The organism is Paucilactobacillus salsurae (genome assembly GCF_054784995.1).
Genome location: NZ_BAAHWX010000001.1, coordinates 212881 through 228725, shown reverse-complemented (window position 1 = coordinate 228725; position 15845 = coordinate 212881). Strand labels below are relative to the sequence as shown.

The 15845-nt window shown below is 38.8% G+C and carries 15 protein-coding genes; 14 read left to right on the top strand and 1 reads right to left on the bottom strand.

Going from position 1 to position 15845, the window contains the following annotated elements; genetic code table 11:
• The first annotated feature begins 209 nt into the window (after positions 1 to 209).
• The 4 genes from hisS to ACYVQZ_RS01160 all read left to right on the top strand — a co-directional run bounded on the left by hisS (position 210) and on the right by ACYVQZ_RS01160 (position 5228).
• Positions 210 to 1502: a histidine--tRNA ligase gene (gene hisS / locus ACYVQZ_RS01175; protein ID WP_461239569.1), complete on the top strand. Its 1293-nt coding sequence runs from the start codon at positions 210 to 212 to the stop codon at positions 1500 to 1502.
• Positions 1503 to 1507: 5 nt separating this feature from the next.
• Complete coding sequence (gene aspS, locus ACYVQZ_RS01170; protein ID WP_461239568.1) at positions 1508 to 3280, top strand: aspartate--tRNA ligase; 1773 nt, start codon at positions 1508 to 1510, stop codon at positions 3278 to 3280.
• Positions 3281 to 3441: 161 nt separating this feature from the next.
• On the top strand, positions 3442 to 4317 hold the full coding sequence (locus tag ACYVQZ_RS01165; RefSeq protein ID WP_461239567.1) for a YitT family protein: 876 nt from the start codon (positions 3442 to 3444) through the stop codon (positions 4315 to 4317).
• Between the two features lie 17 nt (positions 4318 to 4334).
• A complete protein-coding gene (locus ACYVQZ_RS01160) occupies positions 4335 to 5228 on the top strand; it encodes a deoxyribonuclease IV (RefSeq protein WP_461239566.1) in 894 nt (297 codons plus the stop codon).
• Here ACYVQZ_RS01160 and ACYVQZ_RS01155 read toward each other — a convergent pair.
• Complete coding sequence (locus ACYVQZ_RS01155) at positions 5225 to 6043, bottom strand: pyruvate, water dikinase regulatory protein (RefSeq protein WP_461239565.1); 819 nt, start codon at positions 6041 to 6043, stop codon at positions 5225 to 5227. The genes ACYVQZ_RS01160 and ACYVQZ_RS01155 overlap by 4 nt on opposite strands.
• Positions 6044 to 6243: 200 nt before the next feature.
• Between ACYVQZ_RS01155 and rpsU the strand changes: the two genes are divergently transcribed.
• From rpsU to dnaG, 10 genes are all read left to right on the top strand, one after another.
• Positions 6244 to 6429 (top strand): 30S ribosomal protein S21, encoded by a 186-nt coding sequence (gene rpsU, locus ACYVQZ_RS01150; RefSeq protein WP_010622233.1) that lies wholly within the window; start codon positions 6244 to 6246, stop codon positions 6427 to 6429.
• 79 nt (positions 6430 to 6508) lie between these two features.
• Positions 6509 to 6952 carry a GatB/YqeY domain-containing protein gene (locus ACYVQZ_RS01145; RefSeq protein ID WP_461239564.1) on the top strand — a complete coding sequence of 148 codons (444 nt, stop codon included), beginning with the start codon at positions 6509 to 6511 and terminating at the stop codon, positions 6950 to 6952.
• Positions 6953 to 7084: 132 nt separating this feature from the next.
• Entirely contained in the window at positions 7085 to 8002 is a 918-nt protein-coding gene (locus ACYVQZ_RS01140; protein WP_461239718.1) for a PhoH family protein, read from the top strand.
• Entirely contained in the window at positions 8002 to 8484 is a 483-nt protein-coding gene (ybeY, locus tag ACYVQZ_RS01135) for an rRNA maturation RNase YbeY (RefSeq protein WP_461239563.1), read from the top strand. The genes ACYVQZ_RS01140 and ybeY overlap by 1 nt, the downstream gene beginning before the upstream one ends.
• Complete coding sequence (locus ACYVQZ_RS01130; RefSeq protein ID WP_461239717.1) at positions 8468 to 8848, top strand: diacylglycerol kinase family protein; 381 nt, start codon at positions 8468 to 8470, stop codon at positions 8846 to 8848. Before ybeY ends, ACYVQZ_RS01130 begins: the two co-directional genes overlap by 17 nt.
• A 15-nt stretch (positions 8849 to 8863) precedes the next feature.
• The gene (gene era / locus ACYVQZ_RS01125; protein ID WP_461239562.1) at positions 8864 to 9769 is read left to right on the top strand and encodes a GTPase Era; all 906 of its coding nucleotides are present in this window, start codon (positions 8864 to 8866) and stop codon (positions 9767 to 9769) included.
• Positions 9770 to 9789: 20 nt separating this feature from the next.
• On the top strand, positions 9790 to 10578 hold the full coding sequence (recO, locus tag ACYVQZ_RS01120; protein ID WP_461239561.1) for a DNA repair protein RecO: 789 nt from the start codon (positions 9790 to 9792) through the stop codon (positions 10576 to 10578).
• A gap of 258 nt (positions 10579 to 10836) precedes the next feature.
• Complete coding sequence (glyQ, locus tag ACYVQZ_RS01115) at positions 10837 to 11763, top strand: glycine--tRNA ligase subunit alpha (RefSeq protein ID WP_461239560.1); 927 nt, start codon at positions 10837 to 10839, stop codon at positions 11761 to 11763.
• A complete protein-coding gene (gene glyS, locus ACYVQZ_RS01110; RefSeq protein WP_461239559.1) occupies positions 11763 to 13841 on the top strand; it encodes a glycine--tRNA ligase subunit beta in 2079 nt (692 codons plus the stop codon). Before glyQ ends, glyS begins: the two co-directional genes overlap by 1 nt.
• Positions 13842 to 14000: 159 nt before the next feature.
• Entirely contained in the window at positions 14001 to 15836 is a 1836-nt protein-coding gene (gene dnaG, locus ACYVQZ_RS01105) for a DNA primase (RefSeq protein WP_461239558.1), read from the top strand.
• Positions 15837 to 15845: the final 9 nt, after the last annotated feature.

The window sequence follows — 15845 nt, the reverse complement described above, 5'->3', positions numbered from 1 at the left end:
TTTAAAGAGAACAAAACACCGCTGAAAGTTTTGTAAACGATAATGTTAGTTGACACTTTTGAGGTGGGAATCTATCCCGTCATTATTGACGTTATCCAAGAGATACACTAAGGTGGTACCGTGCGAAAGCACCCTTGTTATTTAACAGGGGTGCTTTTTATTCGGTTCATTAATCGACATATACCTATTATTAAAAGGAGGGATCGTGCATGCGTTATCAACGTCCAAAAGGGACAGCTGACATTTTACCGGGTCAGTCTGAGATTTGGCACTATGTTGAAGAAACAGCACGTTTATTATTTGAGGATTATCGTTATCGCGAAATCCGGACACCGTTATTTGAAAACTTTGAAATTTTTGCTCGCTCAGCGGGTGATACATCTGATGTTGTGACAAAAGAAATGTATGATTTCAAGGATAAAGGAGATCGTCATATTGCGTTACGACCAGAGGGTACTGCTGGTGTCGTACGGGCCTATGTAGAAAATAAATTATATGGTCCAGATCATACGAAGCCTTACAAGGCTTATTACATGGGACCAATGTATCGCTATGAACGACCGCAATCAGGCCGCCAGCGTGAATTTCACCAAATTGGTGTTGAAGCGCTCGGTGCAGATTCTCCTGCTTTAGACGTTGAAGTGATTGCAATGGCCATGGAATTTTTCAAGCAATTAGGAATTACGGGGCTTAAAGTGGCCATGAATACGTTAGGTGATTTAGAAAGTCGACAAGCCTATCACCAAGCCCTAGTCAATTACTTAACACCATTTAAAGATCAGTTAAGTGAGGATTCACAAGAACGCCTAGATAAAAATCCGTTACGTGTTTTAGATAGTAAAGACGAACAAGATAAAACAATCGTGGCTAATGCACCTTCAATTCTAGATTATTTAACCGATAGTGCGCGTCAACATTTTGAACAAGTAAAAACATTATTAAATGCACTGAATATCGAGTATGAAATCGATTCAAACATGGTTCGCGGCCTCGATTATTATAATCATACGATTTTTGAAATTATGGTGAATGACAAAGCGCTTGGCCATGGATACACGACAATTTGTGGTGGTGGTCGTTACGGCGGTTTAGTCGAGCAATTGGGTGGCCCAGATGATAGTGGAATTGGATTTGCGATTGGGTTTGAACGTTTATTGCTGTTATTAGAATCACAACAAGTTGAGATTCCTAATCGAAATCCACTAAATGTCTACGTTGTCGGTATCGGGGCAGAGACACAAAGTGAGTCTTTGAAACTCGTTCAAGCGATTCGTGATGCTGGCTTTAGTGCTGATCGTGACTATTTAGATCGTAAGCCAAAAGCGCAGTTCAAGACGGCAGATAAGGAACAAGCACAGTTTGTGATGACCATTGGTCAAAGTGAATTAGAAAAGCAAGAGGTTCACTTTAAGTCGATGGCAACTGGTGAAGAAGATACATTAGCACTATCCGATGTTTACCAAGACTTCGGCAAAATTTATGATCAATACACAAAGGGGTAAGAGAAATGAAACGAACAAGTTATGCAGGATTGGTTGACGCATCATTTGTTGACCAAGATGTTGTTTTAAAAGGATGGGTTCAAAAGCGTCGTGATTTAGGTGGTTTAATTTTTATCGATCTGCGTGATCGCGAAGGAATCGTTCAATTAGTGTTCAGCCAAGAATACGGTAAAGAAGCTTGGACGGTTGCTGATGGTCTTCGTAACGAATACGTGATCGAAGTTAAGGGAACAGTCAAGAAGCGTTCTGAAAACGAAATTAACCCCAAAATGAAAACTGGTCAAGTTGAAGTTGAAATTCATGAAGCGCAATTATTAGCTGCTGCTAAGAATCCACCATTTTATATTGAAGACGACATCAATGTTTCTGAGGAATTAAAATTAAAATATCGTTATTTAGACTTACGTCGTCCAGAAATGCAACAAGCACTCAAAATTCGCAATGAAATTACAAAAGCCACACATCGTTATTTCGATGATAATGGTTTTTACGACATTGAGACACCTGATTTGACTGCATCTACCCCTGAAGGAGCACGTGATTACTTAGTTCCTTCACGTGTCTACCCAGGTTCATTTTATGCATTACCACAATCACCTCAATTATTTAAGCAATTATTAATGGGCGCCGGTTTCGATCGTTATTACCAGATTGCGCGATGCTTCCGTGATGAAGATTTACGTGGTGATCGCCAACCAGAGTTTACACAAATTGATATGGAAACCAGTTTCTTATCTGCAGAAGAAATTCAAGAAGAAACAGAAGGGTTATTAAAACAAGTCATGCATGATGTGATGGGGATTGATATTACAACACCAATTCCACACATTGATTGGCAAGAAGCCATGGATCGTTTTGGCTCTGATAAACCGGATATTCGATTTGGCATGGAATTAACTGATCTGTCAGATGTTGTTAAAGACATTGATTTTAAAGTATTCCAAAATGCACTTAATAATGGCGGTTTTGTTAAAGCAATCTGTGTTCCAGGTGGTGCAGAACAATATTCACGTAAGGACCTAGATGTTAAGACACAATACATCGAACGGTTTGGTGCTAAAGGAATGGCGTGGATTAAAGTCACTGACGAAGGATTTACCGGACCAGTTGGGAAGTTCTTAAAAGTGAAACAAGATGAAATTAGTGCCGCAGTCGGTGCTAAACCAGGTGATTTAATCTTGTTTGCAGCCGATAACTTCAAGATTGTTTCTGATACATTAGGTTATTTGCGTAAAGCAATTGCTAAAGAAATGAAGATGATTGATGAAGATCGCTTTGCCTTTAGTTGGGTCGTTAACTGGCCACTCTTCGAATACGACGAAGGTATTAAGCGTTGGACAGCTGCTCATCATCCATTTACAATGCCAAACGAAGAAGATGTTCACTACTTAAATGATGGTGAAGACCCACATAAGGCACATGCCCAAAGTTATGATATTGTCTTGAATGGCTATGAATTGGGTGGTGGTTCAATCCGTATCCATACTCGTGAAGTTCAAGAAAAGATGCTGAAAGCACTTGGATTTACGCCAGAACGTGCTGAAAAAGCATTTGGTTTCTTGATGGAAGCCTTAGATATGGGCTTTCCACCTCATGGTGGTTTAGCAATTGGATTAGATCGTTTCGCAATGTTATTGGCTAAACGCGACAATATTCGTGACGTGATTGCCTTTCCTAAGAATTCAAAAGCCACAGAACCAATGACTAAAGCCCCATCAAGAGTAGGCGACAAACAATTGATGGAATTGGGATTATATGTTGCTCCTGAAGAAGACTAATTGTTAAAACTGACAATTAAAGATGAAAAATGATGCCCTTCGATTGATTAATCGATGAGCATCATTTTTTAAATTCTGACAAACCTTGTAAAATGAAGTTGTTCAAACTGTGGTCTTTGTTATAATCAACATACGAAATAAATTCAAGAAACGAGAAATTCATGGACGACTTACAAAAATTAATTGAACGACATCAATACATTGGTAGAGCGGGGACTGCATTTATTTATTCCATTTTTGTTTCAATTGCAGTGAATTTTTTTTGGACCCCTGGGAAAATTTATTCATCAGGTGTCACTGGATTAGCTCAATTGGTCACCACCTTGACGCAACGCTATGCACCTTTTGAACTCAGCACTGCCTTAATGCTGTTTGTCTTAAATATTCCGTTGTTTATTTTGGCCTGGTTTAAAATTGGTCACAAATTTACTATTTTTACATTTATGGCAGTTGCGTTTGCTAGTATTATGATTCGACTGGTCAAACCGATGACATTGACGCATGATCCATTAATTTGTGCATTATTTGGTGGTGCGATTAACGGGTTTGGAACCGGGATGGCGTTAAGATATGGGATCTCAACCGGTGGACTCGATATTTTAGGAATTGTGTTACGGAAAAAAACAGGTAGTAAAATGGGTACGATTAACATTATGTTTAATTCATTAATCGTGGTGGCTGCCGGATTCGTCTTTGGTTGGCCGTATGCCCTATATTCAGCCATTGGTTTAGTGGTGAATGCCCGTGTTCTCGACATGATTTATACCAGACAACAGTTGCTCCAAGTCATGATTGTGACTGGTCGACCGAAATCAGTCACTGACAGTATTCAAAATCACATGCGTCGCGGAATTACGATTGTTCATGATGCTGAAGGCGCCTATCATCATGATGATAAAGCTGTTTTGTTTACGGTCATCTCGCGATATGAAATGTATGAATTACAAGAAGCTATGCAAGAATCGGATCCGAAAGCTTTCGTCTCAATGACTGAAACAATTCGAATTATGGGCCGTTTTTACGAACCGAAACTTTAATTAAAGGAGCAAGTTAAATGTTAATTGGATCACACGTGGGAATGAAAAACCCCAATATGTTACTTGGTGCAGCTAAAGAGGCGGTCAGCTATGATGCGAATACCTTTATGATTTATACGGGTGCACCACAAAACACGAAAAGAAAACCAATTTCAGAAATGAAGGTTGAAGAAGGCGCGCAGTTCATTGCTGAACACCATCTCTCACATATTGTCGTGCATGCGCCTTATATCGTGAACTTGGGTAATACAATCAAACCCGAAAACTTCAAATTTGGGGTGGAATTTTTACATGAGGAAGTAAAAAGAGCTGCTGCCTTAGGCGCAACTCAAATTACCCTTCATCCGGGTGCTCATGTTGGTGCTGGTGCGCAAGCTGGTTTGAATCAGATTATTAAGGGACTCAATGAAATTATCGAAGCCGACCAAGTTCCCCAAATTGCCATTGAAACAATGGCGGGCAAGGGCACAGAAGTGGGCATTAATTTTGAACAATTAGCTAAAATGATTGATGGCATCACTTTAAATGATAAAGTGTCAGTGACTTTTGATACCTGCCATACTAATGACGCAGGCTACGATATCAAAAATGATTTTGATGGTGTTTTGAATGAATTTGACCACGTGGTCGGAATTGATCGTTTGAAAGTATTGCATTTAAATGATTCCAAAAACGAACAGGGGGCACACAAAGATCGGCATGCTAATATCGGCATGGGCACCATTGGTTTTGAAACCCTGAATTATATTGCCCATCATCCACAATTAGAGACGGTACCAAAAATATTAGAGACACCTTACGTTAAAATTGACGATAAACATAAGGTGTCTCCATATGGAGCAGAAATTAAAATGTTAAAAGAACAAAAATTTAATCCACAGTTTATGGATCAATTAATTGAACAGGCTTAGTCCATCATCATTGGATCAAGTCCTAGTTCAGTTGTGATTAGCGTGGCAGTTTCTTCAATTGATTTATTCGCCACGTTAATGACCAAACAACCTAATTTTTTAAAAATTTCATTGGCATGCTCAAGTTCTTGATGAATTTGTTTTTGATCAGTGTAATTACTATCCGGGTTCATACCATAAGAAATTAAGCGTTGTTGCCGAATTTTTTCCAAGATGGCAGGAGAATTAGTTAAACCGACAATTTTAGCTGGGTCAACGTCCCAAAGCTCTTTAGGCACTTCTGTGTGCGGTACTAATGGCAGATTCGCCACGCGAAAGTTTTGATTTGCTAAGAATAGTGATAATGGCGTTTTGGATGTTCGTGAAACACCAACTAAGACAAGATCCGCAGCCAAGAAACCGGCTGGGTTTTTTCCATCATCATTAGTGACCGCAAATTCCATTGCGGCAATCCGGTCGAAATATGCATCTGTCAGACTGTGATTAATGCCGGGTTCTTGCACAGGTTGCTGACCGGTCACGGCACTTAATGTTGCGATGGCAGAATTTAAGGCATCATATTGAGTAAGATTATTTTGCTGACAAAAATCGATGATAATGCTTGAAAAGTCATGTTTCATTAAGGTATGAAAAATGAGTGCATGTTGCTCTTTAGCGGTTTCTAAAATGGTTAACAACCGTTCTTTGGAAGTTGTAAAGGGAAACCGTTTAATTTTGACTTTGATTTTCGGAAATTGTGAAATAGCTGTTTGGAGAGTTGAAATAGCAGTTTCTCCACTAGAATCTGAAACAACAAATATATTTAATGTCTGCATAAGCCGATGCTCCTCAATAGATTTAATGTCAGTATACAAAATAATTAAAGTGAACACAAAATCATGAAAATATTTTCATGAATTCAATTCACAGTATTGACGATAAAAAATTAGTTTTGTATAATGGTTTCTGACAGTATAACTATGTCTTTTTTTGGACAGTTTACCGTGAACTTTTAGCTCGGAGGGAGGGAATTCATATGGCAAAAACAGTCGTTCGTAAGAATGAATCTCTTGATGACGCTCTTCGACGCTTTAAACGCACGGTTTCAAAAAACGGTACGCTTCAAGAATACCGTAAACGCGAGTTTTACGAGAAACCAAGTGTAAAACGTAAGTTGAAATCAGAAGCGGCCCGGAAACGTAAGAACAAGAAGCGCTTCTAGTCGTTAATGCTCCTGAGTCGAATGTGTTTTCATTCGGTCAGGAGCTTTTCTTTTTGAATTAAAATTGGAGGCTAATTAAATGAGTTTATTAGAAACTTTAAATAATGATATGAAAACAGCCATGAAGGCAAAAGATAAAGAGACATTAAGTGTTGTGCGAATGCTTAAGTCTGCTGTGATGAACGAACAAATTAACTTAGGCCATGATTTAACTGAAGATGAAGAAATTGCAGTGTTATCACGTGAATTGAAACAACGCAAAGACTCTGTCGCCGAATTTAAAAAGGCCGATCGTGATGATCTTGTTCAAAGTACGAGTGACGAAATTAAAGTTGTCGAAAAATACTTACCTGCACAACTTTCTGAAGAAGAGGTGCAAACAATTATTAAAGAAACCGTTGACCAACTTGGTGCTAATAGCATGGCTGACTTTGGGAAAGTCATGGGTGCTGTTATGCCTAAATTAAAAGGCCAAGCAGATGGTAAATTAGTTAATCAAACAGTTAAAAAACTCTTACAGTAAGCTTTCATTGGTTTAATAAAATAAGCATGGTAAAATTAACTAAATGCTTTTAAAGGAGATTGCTATTTGAACAACGATACAACGCAACCAACTGAACAGAAATTTAAAATTTCAAATCCAAAAGTTGAAGCAATGCTTTTGGGAACACAAGATAAATACGTGACGGTGATGGAAGAAGGACTAGATGTCACCGTTGCGCCATTTGGAGATCAACTCAACATTTCAGGTACTGAGGAAAACGTCACATTGACAATTGCGGTGTTGCGAAAGCTAACCCAGTTGATTCAACAAGGAATGGCGATTGGTAGTCCTGATATTGTGAGTGCCATTAAGATGGCTCAAAAAGGAACATTAGACTACTTTTTGGATTTGTACAATGAAATTCTCATTAAGGATCGCAAGAATCAACCAATTCGTGTTAAAAACTATGGTCAACGGCAGTATGTGAAAGCAATTCAAGAAAATGATGTTGCTTTCGGAATTGGACCTGCAGGAACTGGGAAAACGTTTTTAGCAGTCGCCTTAGCCGTTGCGGCACTCAAAAAGGGCGATGTAGAACGCATTGTTCTGACACGACCAGCTGTTGAAGCGGGCGAGAGCCTGGGTTTCTTGCCAGGGGACTTACGAGAAAAAGTGGATCCGTATTTACGGCCGATTTATGATGCACTTTATCAAATTTTAGGTGCAGAACACACACAACGTTTAATGGACCGGGAAGTCATTGAAATTGCGCCATTAGCATATATGCGTGGTCGAACACTGGATAACGCGTTTGTTATCTTAGATGAGGCCCAAAACACGACCAATTCGCAAATGAAGATGTTTTTAACGCGTCTAGGGTTTGGATCAAAGATGGTTGTTAACGGTGATATTTCACAAATTGACTTGCCACGTGGTTCTAAGAGTGGATTAGTCAATGCCCAAAACATTTTGAAGAATGTGAAGCAAATTGAGTTTGTGTCATTTAGTGCAGATGATGTCGTTCGTCACCCTGTTGTTGCAAGTATTATCACAGCTTATGAAAAGATTGAAAGTAAGGATAACCGCTAATGGATCTCGAAATATATGATGAAACTAAAGACAAAGTTGATCAAGAACACGTCCAATTAGTTCGTGACGTACTACAGTACGCTGGTGAATATTTAAAGTTAAAAGACGATACCGAAATGTCGGTTACGTTTGTTAATAACCCACGCATTCAAGAATTAAATAAACAGTATCGCAATGTTGATCGGGCAACTGATGTGATTAGTTTTGCGATTGAAGACGACGCGGATGATGATTTTCCGGTGATTATGGACGATGAATTAGCTCAACAAATTCCTGAAAATTTGGGTGATATTTTTGTCTCAGTGGATAAAGTTGGCGAACAGGCTAAGTTTTTAGGCCATTCGAATGAACGCGAATTAGGCTTTTTGGTTGTTCATGGATTTCTGCATTTAAATGGGTATGATCATCAAACACAGGCTGATGAAGATGAAATGTTTACCCTACAGAGGAATATTTTAGATGACTATGGGCTCAAACGATAAACAAGTTAATAAGAATCACCGATTGATTCAGGCTTTGAAGCACGCAGTTCAAGGTAGTCGATCTGTTGTTTTACAGGAGCCCAACATGCGCTATCATATTGGAGCAGCAGTGATTGCTATTATTGCGGGCTTTTATTTTCAGATAGATGAATTTGAATGGCTCTGGATAATTTTAGCTATTTTTAGTGTGTTTTTGAGTGAGTTTGCTAATACCGTGGCAGAATCATTGACTGATCTAATCGTGCAAAAAAAGTATGATCCGTTAGCAAAACGCATTAAAGATGTGTCAGCTGGTGGTGTTTTATTATCAGCGATTTTTGCTGTAATTGTCGGTGCAATTATTTTTATCCCAAAACTTTTCTAAATGGAGGTAATTTAAGTGGATAATCCCAACTTTAAATCAGGTTTTGTCGCCTTAATTGGACGCCCAAACGTTGGTAAATCAACGTTATTAAATTATGTAATTGGCCAAAAAGTGGCCATTATGAGCAATGTGGCGCAAACGACCCGTAATAAAATTCAAGGTATTTACACTACTGATGATGCCCAGATTGTGTTTATTGATACGCCTGGTATTCATAAGCCACAAACTAAACTGGGCGACTTTATGGAAAAATCAAGTTTGTCCGCGTTAGACGAAGTTGATGCGATCTTGTATGTTGTTAACGCGCAAGAAGATCGTGGTGCCGGTGATAATTTTATTATCGATCGATTAAAAACGGTTAAGCAGCCAATTTATTTGATCATCAATAAAATTGATCAGGTCACACCAGACCGGCTTGTTGCGGTTACTGAACAATATAAAAATGTTTTACCATTTGATCAGATCATTCCAGTCTCAGCCTTACAAGGTAATAATGTGAATGCATTATTAAAACAACTCGTGTCTGATTTACCAAATGGACCACAATATTATCCTGCAGATCAAGTTAGTGATCATCCGGAACGATTTGTTGTAGCGGAACTAATTCGGGAAAAAATTTTTGAATTAACTCGTCAAGAAATTCCGCATTCTGTGGCGGTTGATATTGAATCAATTAAGCGTAAAAATGAAACGACCATTGATGTCTCAGCAACGATTATTGTTGAGCGTGATTCTCAAAAGGGAATCGTGATTGGTAAAGGTGGTTCAATGTTAAAAAAAATTGGGACATTGGCCAGACAAGATATTGAACGGTTGATGGGTGATAAAGTGTACCTACAATTGTGGGTGAAGGTCGTGGACCATTGGCGTGATAAAGCATCAATGCTAAAAGCATATGGGTACCGTAAGACAGATTATTAAAGAGTGAAGGAGCGATCACGATGGCATTACAAAATAGCCAGTTTAATGGCATTATTATGTATCGGCGTGACTATCGTGAACGTGATTTACTGGTTAAATTATTAACCCAAAAATTTGGCAAAAAAATGTTTTTGGTTAAAAATGCCAAAAAAAGAGGTGCATTGATTGCACCGGATATTTTGCCGTTTACAATGGGCAGTTATATTGGTGCGATTAATCAACAAGGAATTAGCTTTTTAAATGCCGCAAAAGAAGTAACCCATTTGGAAGGTATCACAAACGATATCAGTAAAAATGCCTATACGACTTACATTCTAAGCTTAATTGACAGTGCATTTCATGATGATCAACCAATCAGTCTTTGGTATCAAAAAGCTAGGACTGCAATGACGTTAATTAATGAAGGCGCGGATGAAGAAATTATTACGAATATCGTTGAAGTGCAGTTGTTACCATTCTTTGGCGTGGCGCCACATTGGCAAGATTGCGTTGTTTGTCATCGGACCGATTTAAAATTGGATTATTCGAGTAAGTATGGTGGCTTGATTTGCCAAAATCATTTTCATTTAGATGACTTTCGCCTTCATTTGGATCAAAAAACAGTGTACTATTTGCGACAATTTTCAGTAATCAAATTAGATCAAATTTCGTCAATCAATGTGAAACCAGCAACAAAAAAAATGTTGCGCAAAGTAATTGATGAACTCTACGAAGAAAATGTCGGATTACATTTGAAGGCCAAACATTTTATTGATCAGATGGGTGCGTGGGCAGATCAATTATCGCAATCGCGTCGAGATGAGGATTGACAATTAAGCACCCGTCTACTATTATTAATTAGAAATCAACAGTGATGACGAAGAATAAATTAATCAACGCAGCGAAGTGGGATAGTGGAAGCCACGACTAGATTAATTAAGGCACTTCAGCAGCTGAACTGAATAGTTATGAAATGAAGCTGTTTTGCGTAAGCAAAAAAGCAGGGTGGAACCGCGAAAAATCGTCCCTGTAGAGACTCTATCAGTCTTTACAAGACGATTTTTTATTTTTGAGAGGAGAGACAAATAATGACTAAGAAATTAGCTGTACAAGATATTATTCTAACGTTGCAAAAATATTGGGCCAGTCAAGGCTGCATGTTGATGCAAGCTTACGATACTGAAAAAGGGGCCGGAACAATGAGTCCGTACACTTTTTTACGCGCCATTGGACCTGAACCATGGAATGCTGCCTATGTCGAACCATCAAGACGTCCAGCTGATGGTCGTTATGGGAATAACCCTAATCGGTTGTATCAACATCATCAATTTCAAGTCGTTATGAAACCTTCACCAGACGATATTCAAGAACTGTATTTGAATAGTCTGCGAGAACTAGGCATTGAACCACTAGAACATGATATTCGCTTTGTCGAAGATAACTGGGAAAACCCATCAATGGGTTGTGCCGGTGTTGGTTGGGAAGTTTGGCTTGATGGGATGGAAGTCACCCAATTTACATACTTCCAAGTGGTTGGGGGACTGGAAATGGACCCCGTGGCATCTGAAGTTACTTATGGACTTGAACGATTAGCACAATACATTCAAGACGTGAATAATGTGTTTGATCTAGAGTGGGCTGATGGTGTGCATTACGGTGATATTTTTAAGGAACCTGAATTTGAACACTCAAAATATAGTTTTGAAATGAGCAATGAAACCATGCTCATGAACTTCTTTGAAGAATATGAAAAAGAAGCTAAGCGGCTAATTGCAGCAGGATTGGTCCATCCCGCTTATGATTATGTTTTAAAGTGTAGCCATACATTCAATTTACTGGATGCCAGAGGAGTCGTTTCAGTGACCGAACGTGCCGGCTATTTATCGCGCATTCGCAATATGGCCCGTTCAATTGCCAAAGCTTTTGTGGCCGAACGAAAGAAACTTGGTTTTCCATTAATAAAAGACGAAGCAAAGAGACAAGCATTATTACAAGATGAGGAGGCGACTAAGTAATGACACATTCATTTTTGTTAGAAATCGGTGTTGAAGAAATGCCCGCTCATGTTGTGACACCTAGCATTGTACAATTAGTCGCACGGGTATCTGATTATTTGGCTAAGGAACGGATTGAATTTGGTGAAATTAAACCATTTGCAACACCCCGAAGGTTAGCAATTCTTATTACTGATTTAGCAGATAAACAACCAGATATTGATACCCAAGCAAAGGGTCCTGCTAAAAAGATTGCTCAAGATGAGAATGGTAACTGGACAAAAGCTGCCATTGGTTTTACCCGAGGCCAAGGATTGAGTGTTGACGATATTACATTTAAAGAAATTAAAGGTACTGAGTATGTCTTTGTGGACAAACACATTACTGGAAAACCAGTGACCGAGGTGTTGACGGGCTTAAATGAAATTATTGAAGCGATGAACTTCCCCACAATGATGAAGTGGTCGACACATAAATTCCAATTTGTGCGCCCTATCAAATGGTTAGTCGCATTACTTGATCAAGAAGTTGTACCATTTTCTATTTTAGATGTGACAACGGGTAACCAAACTAAAGGACACCGCTTCTTAGGCCATGACATCACGTTGAACAATGCTACTGATTATGAAGCAGCACTAGAAAAAGAATTTGTCATTGCGGATCAAGATAAACGCAAGCAATTAATTACTGAGCAAATTAATACAATCGCCACTGAAAATGACTGGGTGGTTGATTTAGATGCTGATTTATTAGAAGAAGTTAATAACTTAGTTGAATGGCCAACTGCTTTTAGTGGATCGTTTGATGAACAGTATTTAATTTTACCTGATGAGGTTTTGATTACCTCAATGAAAGAACACCAACGGTTCTTTTATGCTCGGGACCATGCTGGTAAATTATTACCTAACTTTATTTCAGTTAGAAACGGTAATACTGATTTTCTGGATAACGTGGTACGCGGGAATCAACGTGTGTTGACAGCCCGCTTAGAAGACGCCAAGTTTTTTTATGAAGAAGATCAGCAATATACGATTGCTCAATATGTTGATCGATTAAAACATGTTAGTTTCCATGATAAGATCGGTTCAATGTATGAAAAAATGCAACGTGTTGAAGTGATTGCTCAGGTAATTGGTCAACAAGTTGGCTTGTCACAAGATAAATTAGCAGATCTGAAACGTGCTAGTCAAATTTATAAGTTTGACTTAACCACGGGGATGGTGGGTGAATTTTCTGAATTGCAAGGTGTGATGGGTGAAAAATACGCCTTGTTGCAAGGAGAAAATAAGGCTGTAGCTACCGCTATTCGTGAACACTACATGCCAATTTCAGCAGAAGGTGAATTACCACAAACTACAATAGGGGCAGTTCTATCAATTGCTGATAAATTAGATACATTGGAAAGTTTCTTTGCTGTAGGAATGATCCCAAGTGGATCCAATGATCCGTACGCACTTCGTCGCCAGAACTTTGGCGTCGTGCGCATTATAGCAGAGCGTAACTGGCATATGCCATTATTAAATATGATGCCAGTATTTGTGGAACAGATGAAAAATGCCCATGTCTTACCAAACTTTGATATGACTGCTCATCAAGACGAATTACATGGCTTTATGATGGACAGAATCAAACAGTGGTTTAGTGATTCAGACATTCGTCACGATATTGTTGATACAGTTGTTGAAGGTAATCAACCAGATATTGCTAACATCTTGGAATCAGCCAAAACAATCAATGATCATAAAGATGATGCTCATTTTAAGAATGCCATTGAAGCATTGACACGGGTATTGAGAATTTCTAAGAAGGCCCAATATGACGCCAACGAATTAACAGTTGATCCAACCTTATTTGAACATCCATCAGAACAAAAACTTTATGATGCGGTTCAAACGCTGAATCAACAGGCAGTTCACCAAAGTATGACTGATAATTTTGCAGCATTAACGAAGCTGGAACCACTGATTGAAGCCTATTTTGATGAGAACATGATTATGGCTGATGATGAGAAGATCAGAGATAATCGTTTGAAGCAACTCTCTATTTTAGCCAAATTAATTTTTATGGTTGGTGATCTAGACGAATTAATCGTCAAATAGAGGAGATACTTGACAAAGTTGTGCTAAAAAGTTTCATTTTATTGACAAAAAAATTGTTTGTGTTAACATGTATTTTGTATAAGTTTGAAGATTTAAGTCGCATCCGGTTGGAAGCGACTTTTCGTGACTTACAGGTAAATGGAACGGGGTGAATGATGGATGGCAACAAAAATTCCAGAAGAAGTAATTGACTCTGTTCGCGACGGCGTTAATATTGCTGATGTCGTCGGTCAATATGTGCAACTCAAGAAATCAGGTAAAAACCTGTTTGGATTATGTCCATTTCATGAGGAAAGAACTGCTTCGTTTTCAGTCAATGAAGACAAGCAGATTTTTCATTGTTTTAGCTGCGGTCGTGGTGGTAACGTTTTTCGTTTTATTATGGAAATTGAAAATCTGAGTTTCCCACAAGCAATTTTAAAAGTTGCCGCAGATGCTGGTATTACTGTTCCAGAACAATATCAGTCTGTTGGTCAAAGTAAGCCAGTTGATACTAAACAAGGCAAGCTCATTGAGTTACACGAGCAAGCTGCCAAATTATATCATCATATTCTTGTGAATACGGATCTCGGTAAACCGGCACTGGCCTATTTAAACAAACGTGGTATGAGTGACGCCACCATTGATCAGTTTAATATTGGCTATGCACCCAATTCGCGTTTACTTTTACCATTCTTCACGGAAAAAAAGATTGATTATCAAGAAATGCGCCGAAGTGGCTTGTTCGGTGAAGATGAGACCGGTCAGTTGCATGATCGATTTGTTGATCGTGTGATGTTTCCAATTCGAAATGACCGTGGGGCAACGATTGCCTTTTCCGGGCGGTTACTGTCAACCGAACAAACGGACATGCCGAAGTATTTGAACAGTCCAGAAACGGAAATTTTTAATAAACGCAGAACCTTATTTAACTTTGATGTCGCCAAAAAAAGTGCACGCAAAACACAAGATTTGATTTTATTTGAAGGCTTTATGGATGTGATTGCAGCGACGAGTGCTGGTGTGACAAATGGTATTGCGTCAATGGGAACAAGTTTGACCGAAGAACAAGTCAATATGGTGGAACGTGTTACCAGTAATATTCAAATTTGCTATGACGGCGATAGTGCGGGTCAAAATGCGACTAAACGGGCGATTGAGTTAATCAGTAATCAATCCAATCGACTGGAAATTGGCGTTATTGCCATGCCTAGTGGAATTGATCCAGATGAGTTTTTGCAACAAAATGGTCAACAAGCGTTTCAAGACCGCATTAACGATGCCCGCGAAACGCCGATTGCGTTTCAGATGCGCTTTTTACGCCATGGCATGAATCTCGATAATGAAGCAGATCAACTTGATTACTTGAACAGTGCATTAAAGTTAATTGGTCGCTTATCGCAACCGATTGAGCAAGATATTTATTTAAATCAGTTAGCGACGCAATTTAATTTGGATAAGGATCAGTTAAAACGCCAATTGCATCAAATTGCACAAAATGATGCAGCTTTGCAAAATAATCAGCGTCAAGCAAATCATTCACATAAAGAAAAAACGCCAGTGTATCGGCATCAAGTTGAACAAATCGACCAAGTTCAATTAGCTGAAAAAACATTGCTGAAGGCGATGTTAAATGATCATGATGTCTGGTTGCACGTGCAAAGTGTGGACGGCTTCAGTTTTGCCCATGAACAGTATCAAACACTGTATCTACTAGCGGGTAGTTACTTTGCGGAGCATCAAACGTATCAGGTGGCCGAGTTTAGTGATTTTATTGATGATGAGCAGTTACGTCAATTATTGATCGAAATTGATTTAATGGATGGTACCTCGCAATTTAGTTTGGAAGCAGCTAATGATTGCATGGCCATCATTATGAAGAAGGCACCGTTGAAACAGCAAATTCAAAGTAAAAAAGCGCAATTACGCGAAGCAACACATTTGAATAATGAAAAATTACAGCAACAATTAACCATTGAGTTAGTTGAATTATTGAAACAACAACAGCAAATATAAACGGGGGCA

Bases quoted from the DNA above. Each gene is read 5' to 3' on its own strand.
- hisS (WP_461239569.1), top strand. From the start codon at position 210: ATGCGTTATCAACGTCCAAAAGGGACAGCTGACATTTTACCGGGTCAG.
- aspS (WP_461239568.1), top strand. From the start codon at position 1,508: ATGAAACGAACAAGTTATGCAGGATTGGTTGACGCATCATTTGTTGAC.
- ACYVQZ_RS01165 (WP_461239567.1), top strand. From the start codon at position 3,442: ATGGACGACTTACAAAAATTAATTGAACGACATCAATACATTGGTAGA.
- ACYVQZ_RS01160 (WP_461239566.1), top strand. From the start codon at position 4,335: ATGTTAATTGGATCACACGTGGGAATGAAAAACCCCAATATGTTACTT.
- ACYVQZ_RS01155 (WP_461239565.1), bottom strand. From the start codon at position 6,043: ATGCAGACATTAAATATATTTGTTGTTTCAGATTCTAGTGGAGAAACT.
- rpsU (WP_010622233.1), top strand. From the start codon at position 6,244: ATGGCAAAAACAGTCGTTCGTAAGAATGAATCTCTTGATGACGCTCTT.
- ACYVQZ_RS01145 (WP_461239564.1), top strand. From the start codon at position 6,509: ATGAGTTTATTAGAAACTTTAAATAATGATATGAAAACAGCCATGAAG.
- ACYVQZ_RS01140 (WP_461239718.1), top strand. From the start codon at position 7,085: ATGCTTTTGGGAACACAAGATAAATACGTGACGGTGATGGAAGAAGGA.
- ybeY (WP_461239563.1), top strand. From the start codon at position 8,002: ATGGATCTCGAAATATATGATGAAACTAAAGACAAAGTTGATCAAGAA.
- ACYVQZ_RS01130 (WP_461239717.1), top strand. From the start codon at position 8,468: ATGGGCTCAAACGATAAACAAGTTAATAAGAATCACCGATTGATTCAG.
- recO (WP_461239561.1), top strand. From the start codon at position 9,790: ATGGCATTACAAAATAGCCAGTTTAATGGCATTATTATGTATCGGCGT.
- glyQ (WP_461239560.1), top strand. From the start codon at position 10,837: ATGACTAAGAAATTAGCTGTACAAGATATTATTCTAACGTTGCAAAAA.
- glyS (WP_461239559.1), top strand. From the start codon at position 11,763: ATGACACATTCATTTTTGTTAGAAATCGGTGTTGAAGAAATGCCCGCT.
- dnaG (WP_461239558.1), top strand. From the start codon at position 14,001: ATGGCAACAAAAATTCCAGAAGAAGTAATTGACTCTGTTCGCGACGGC.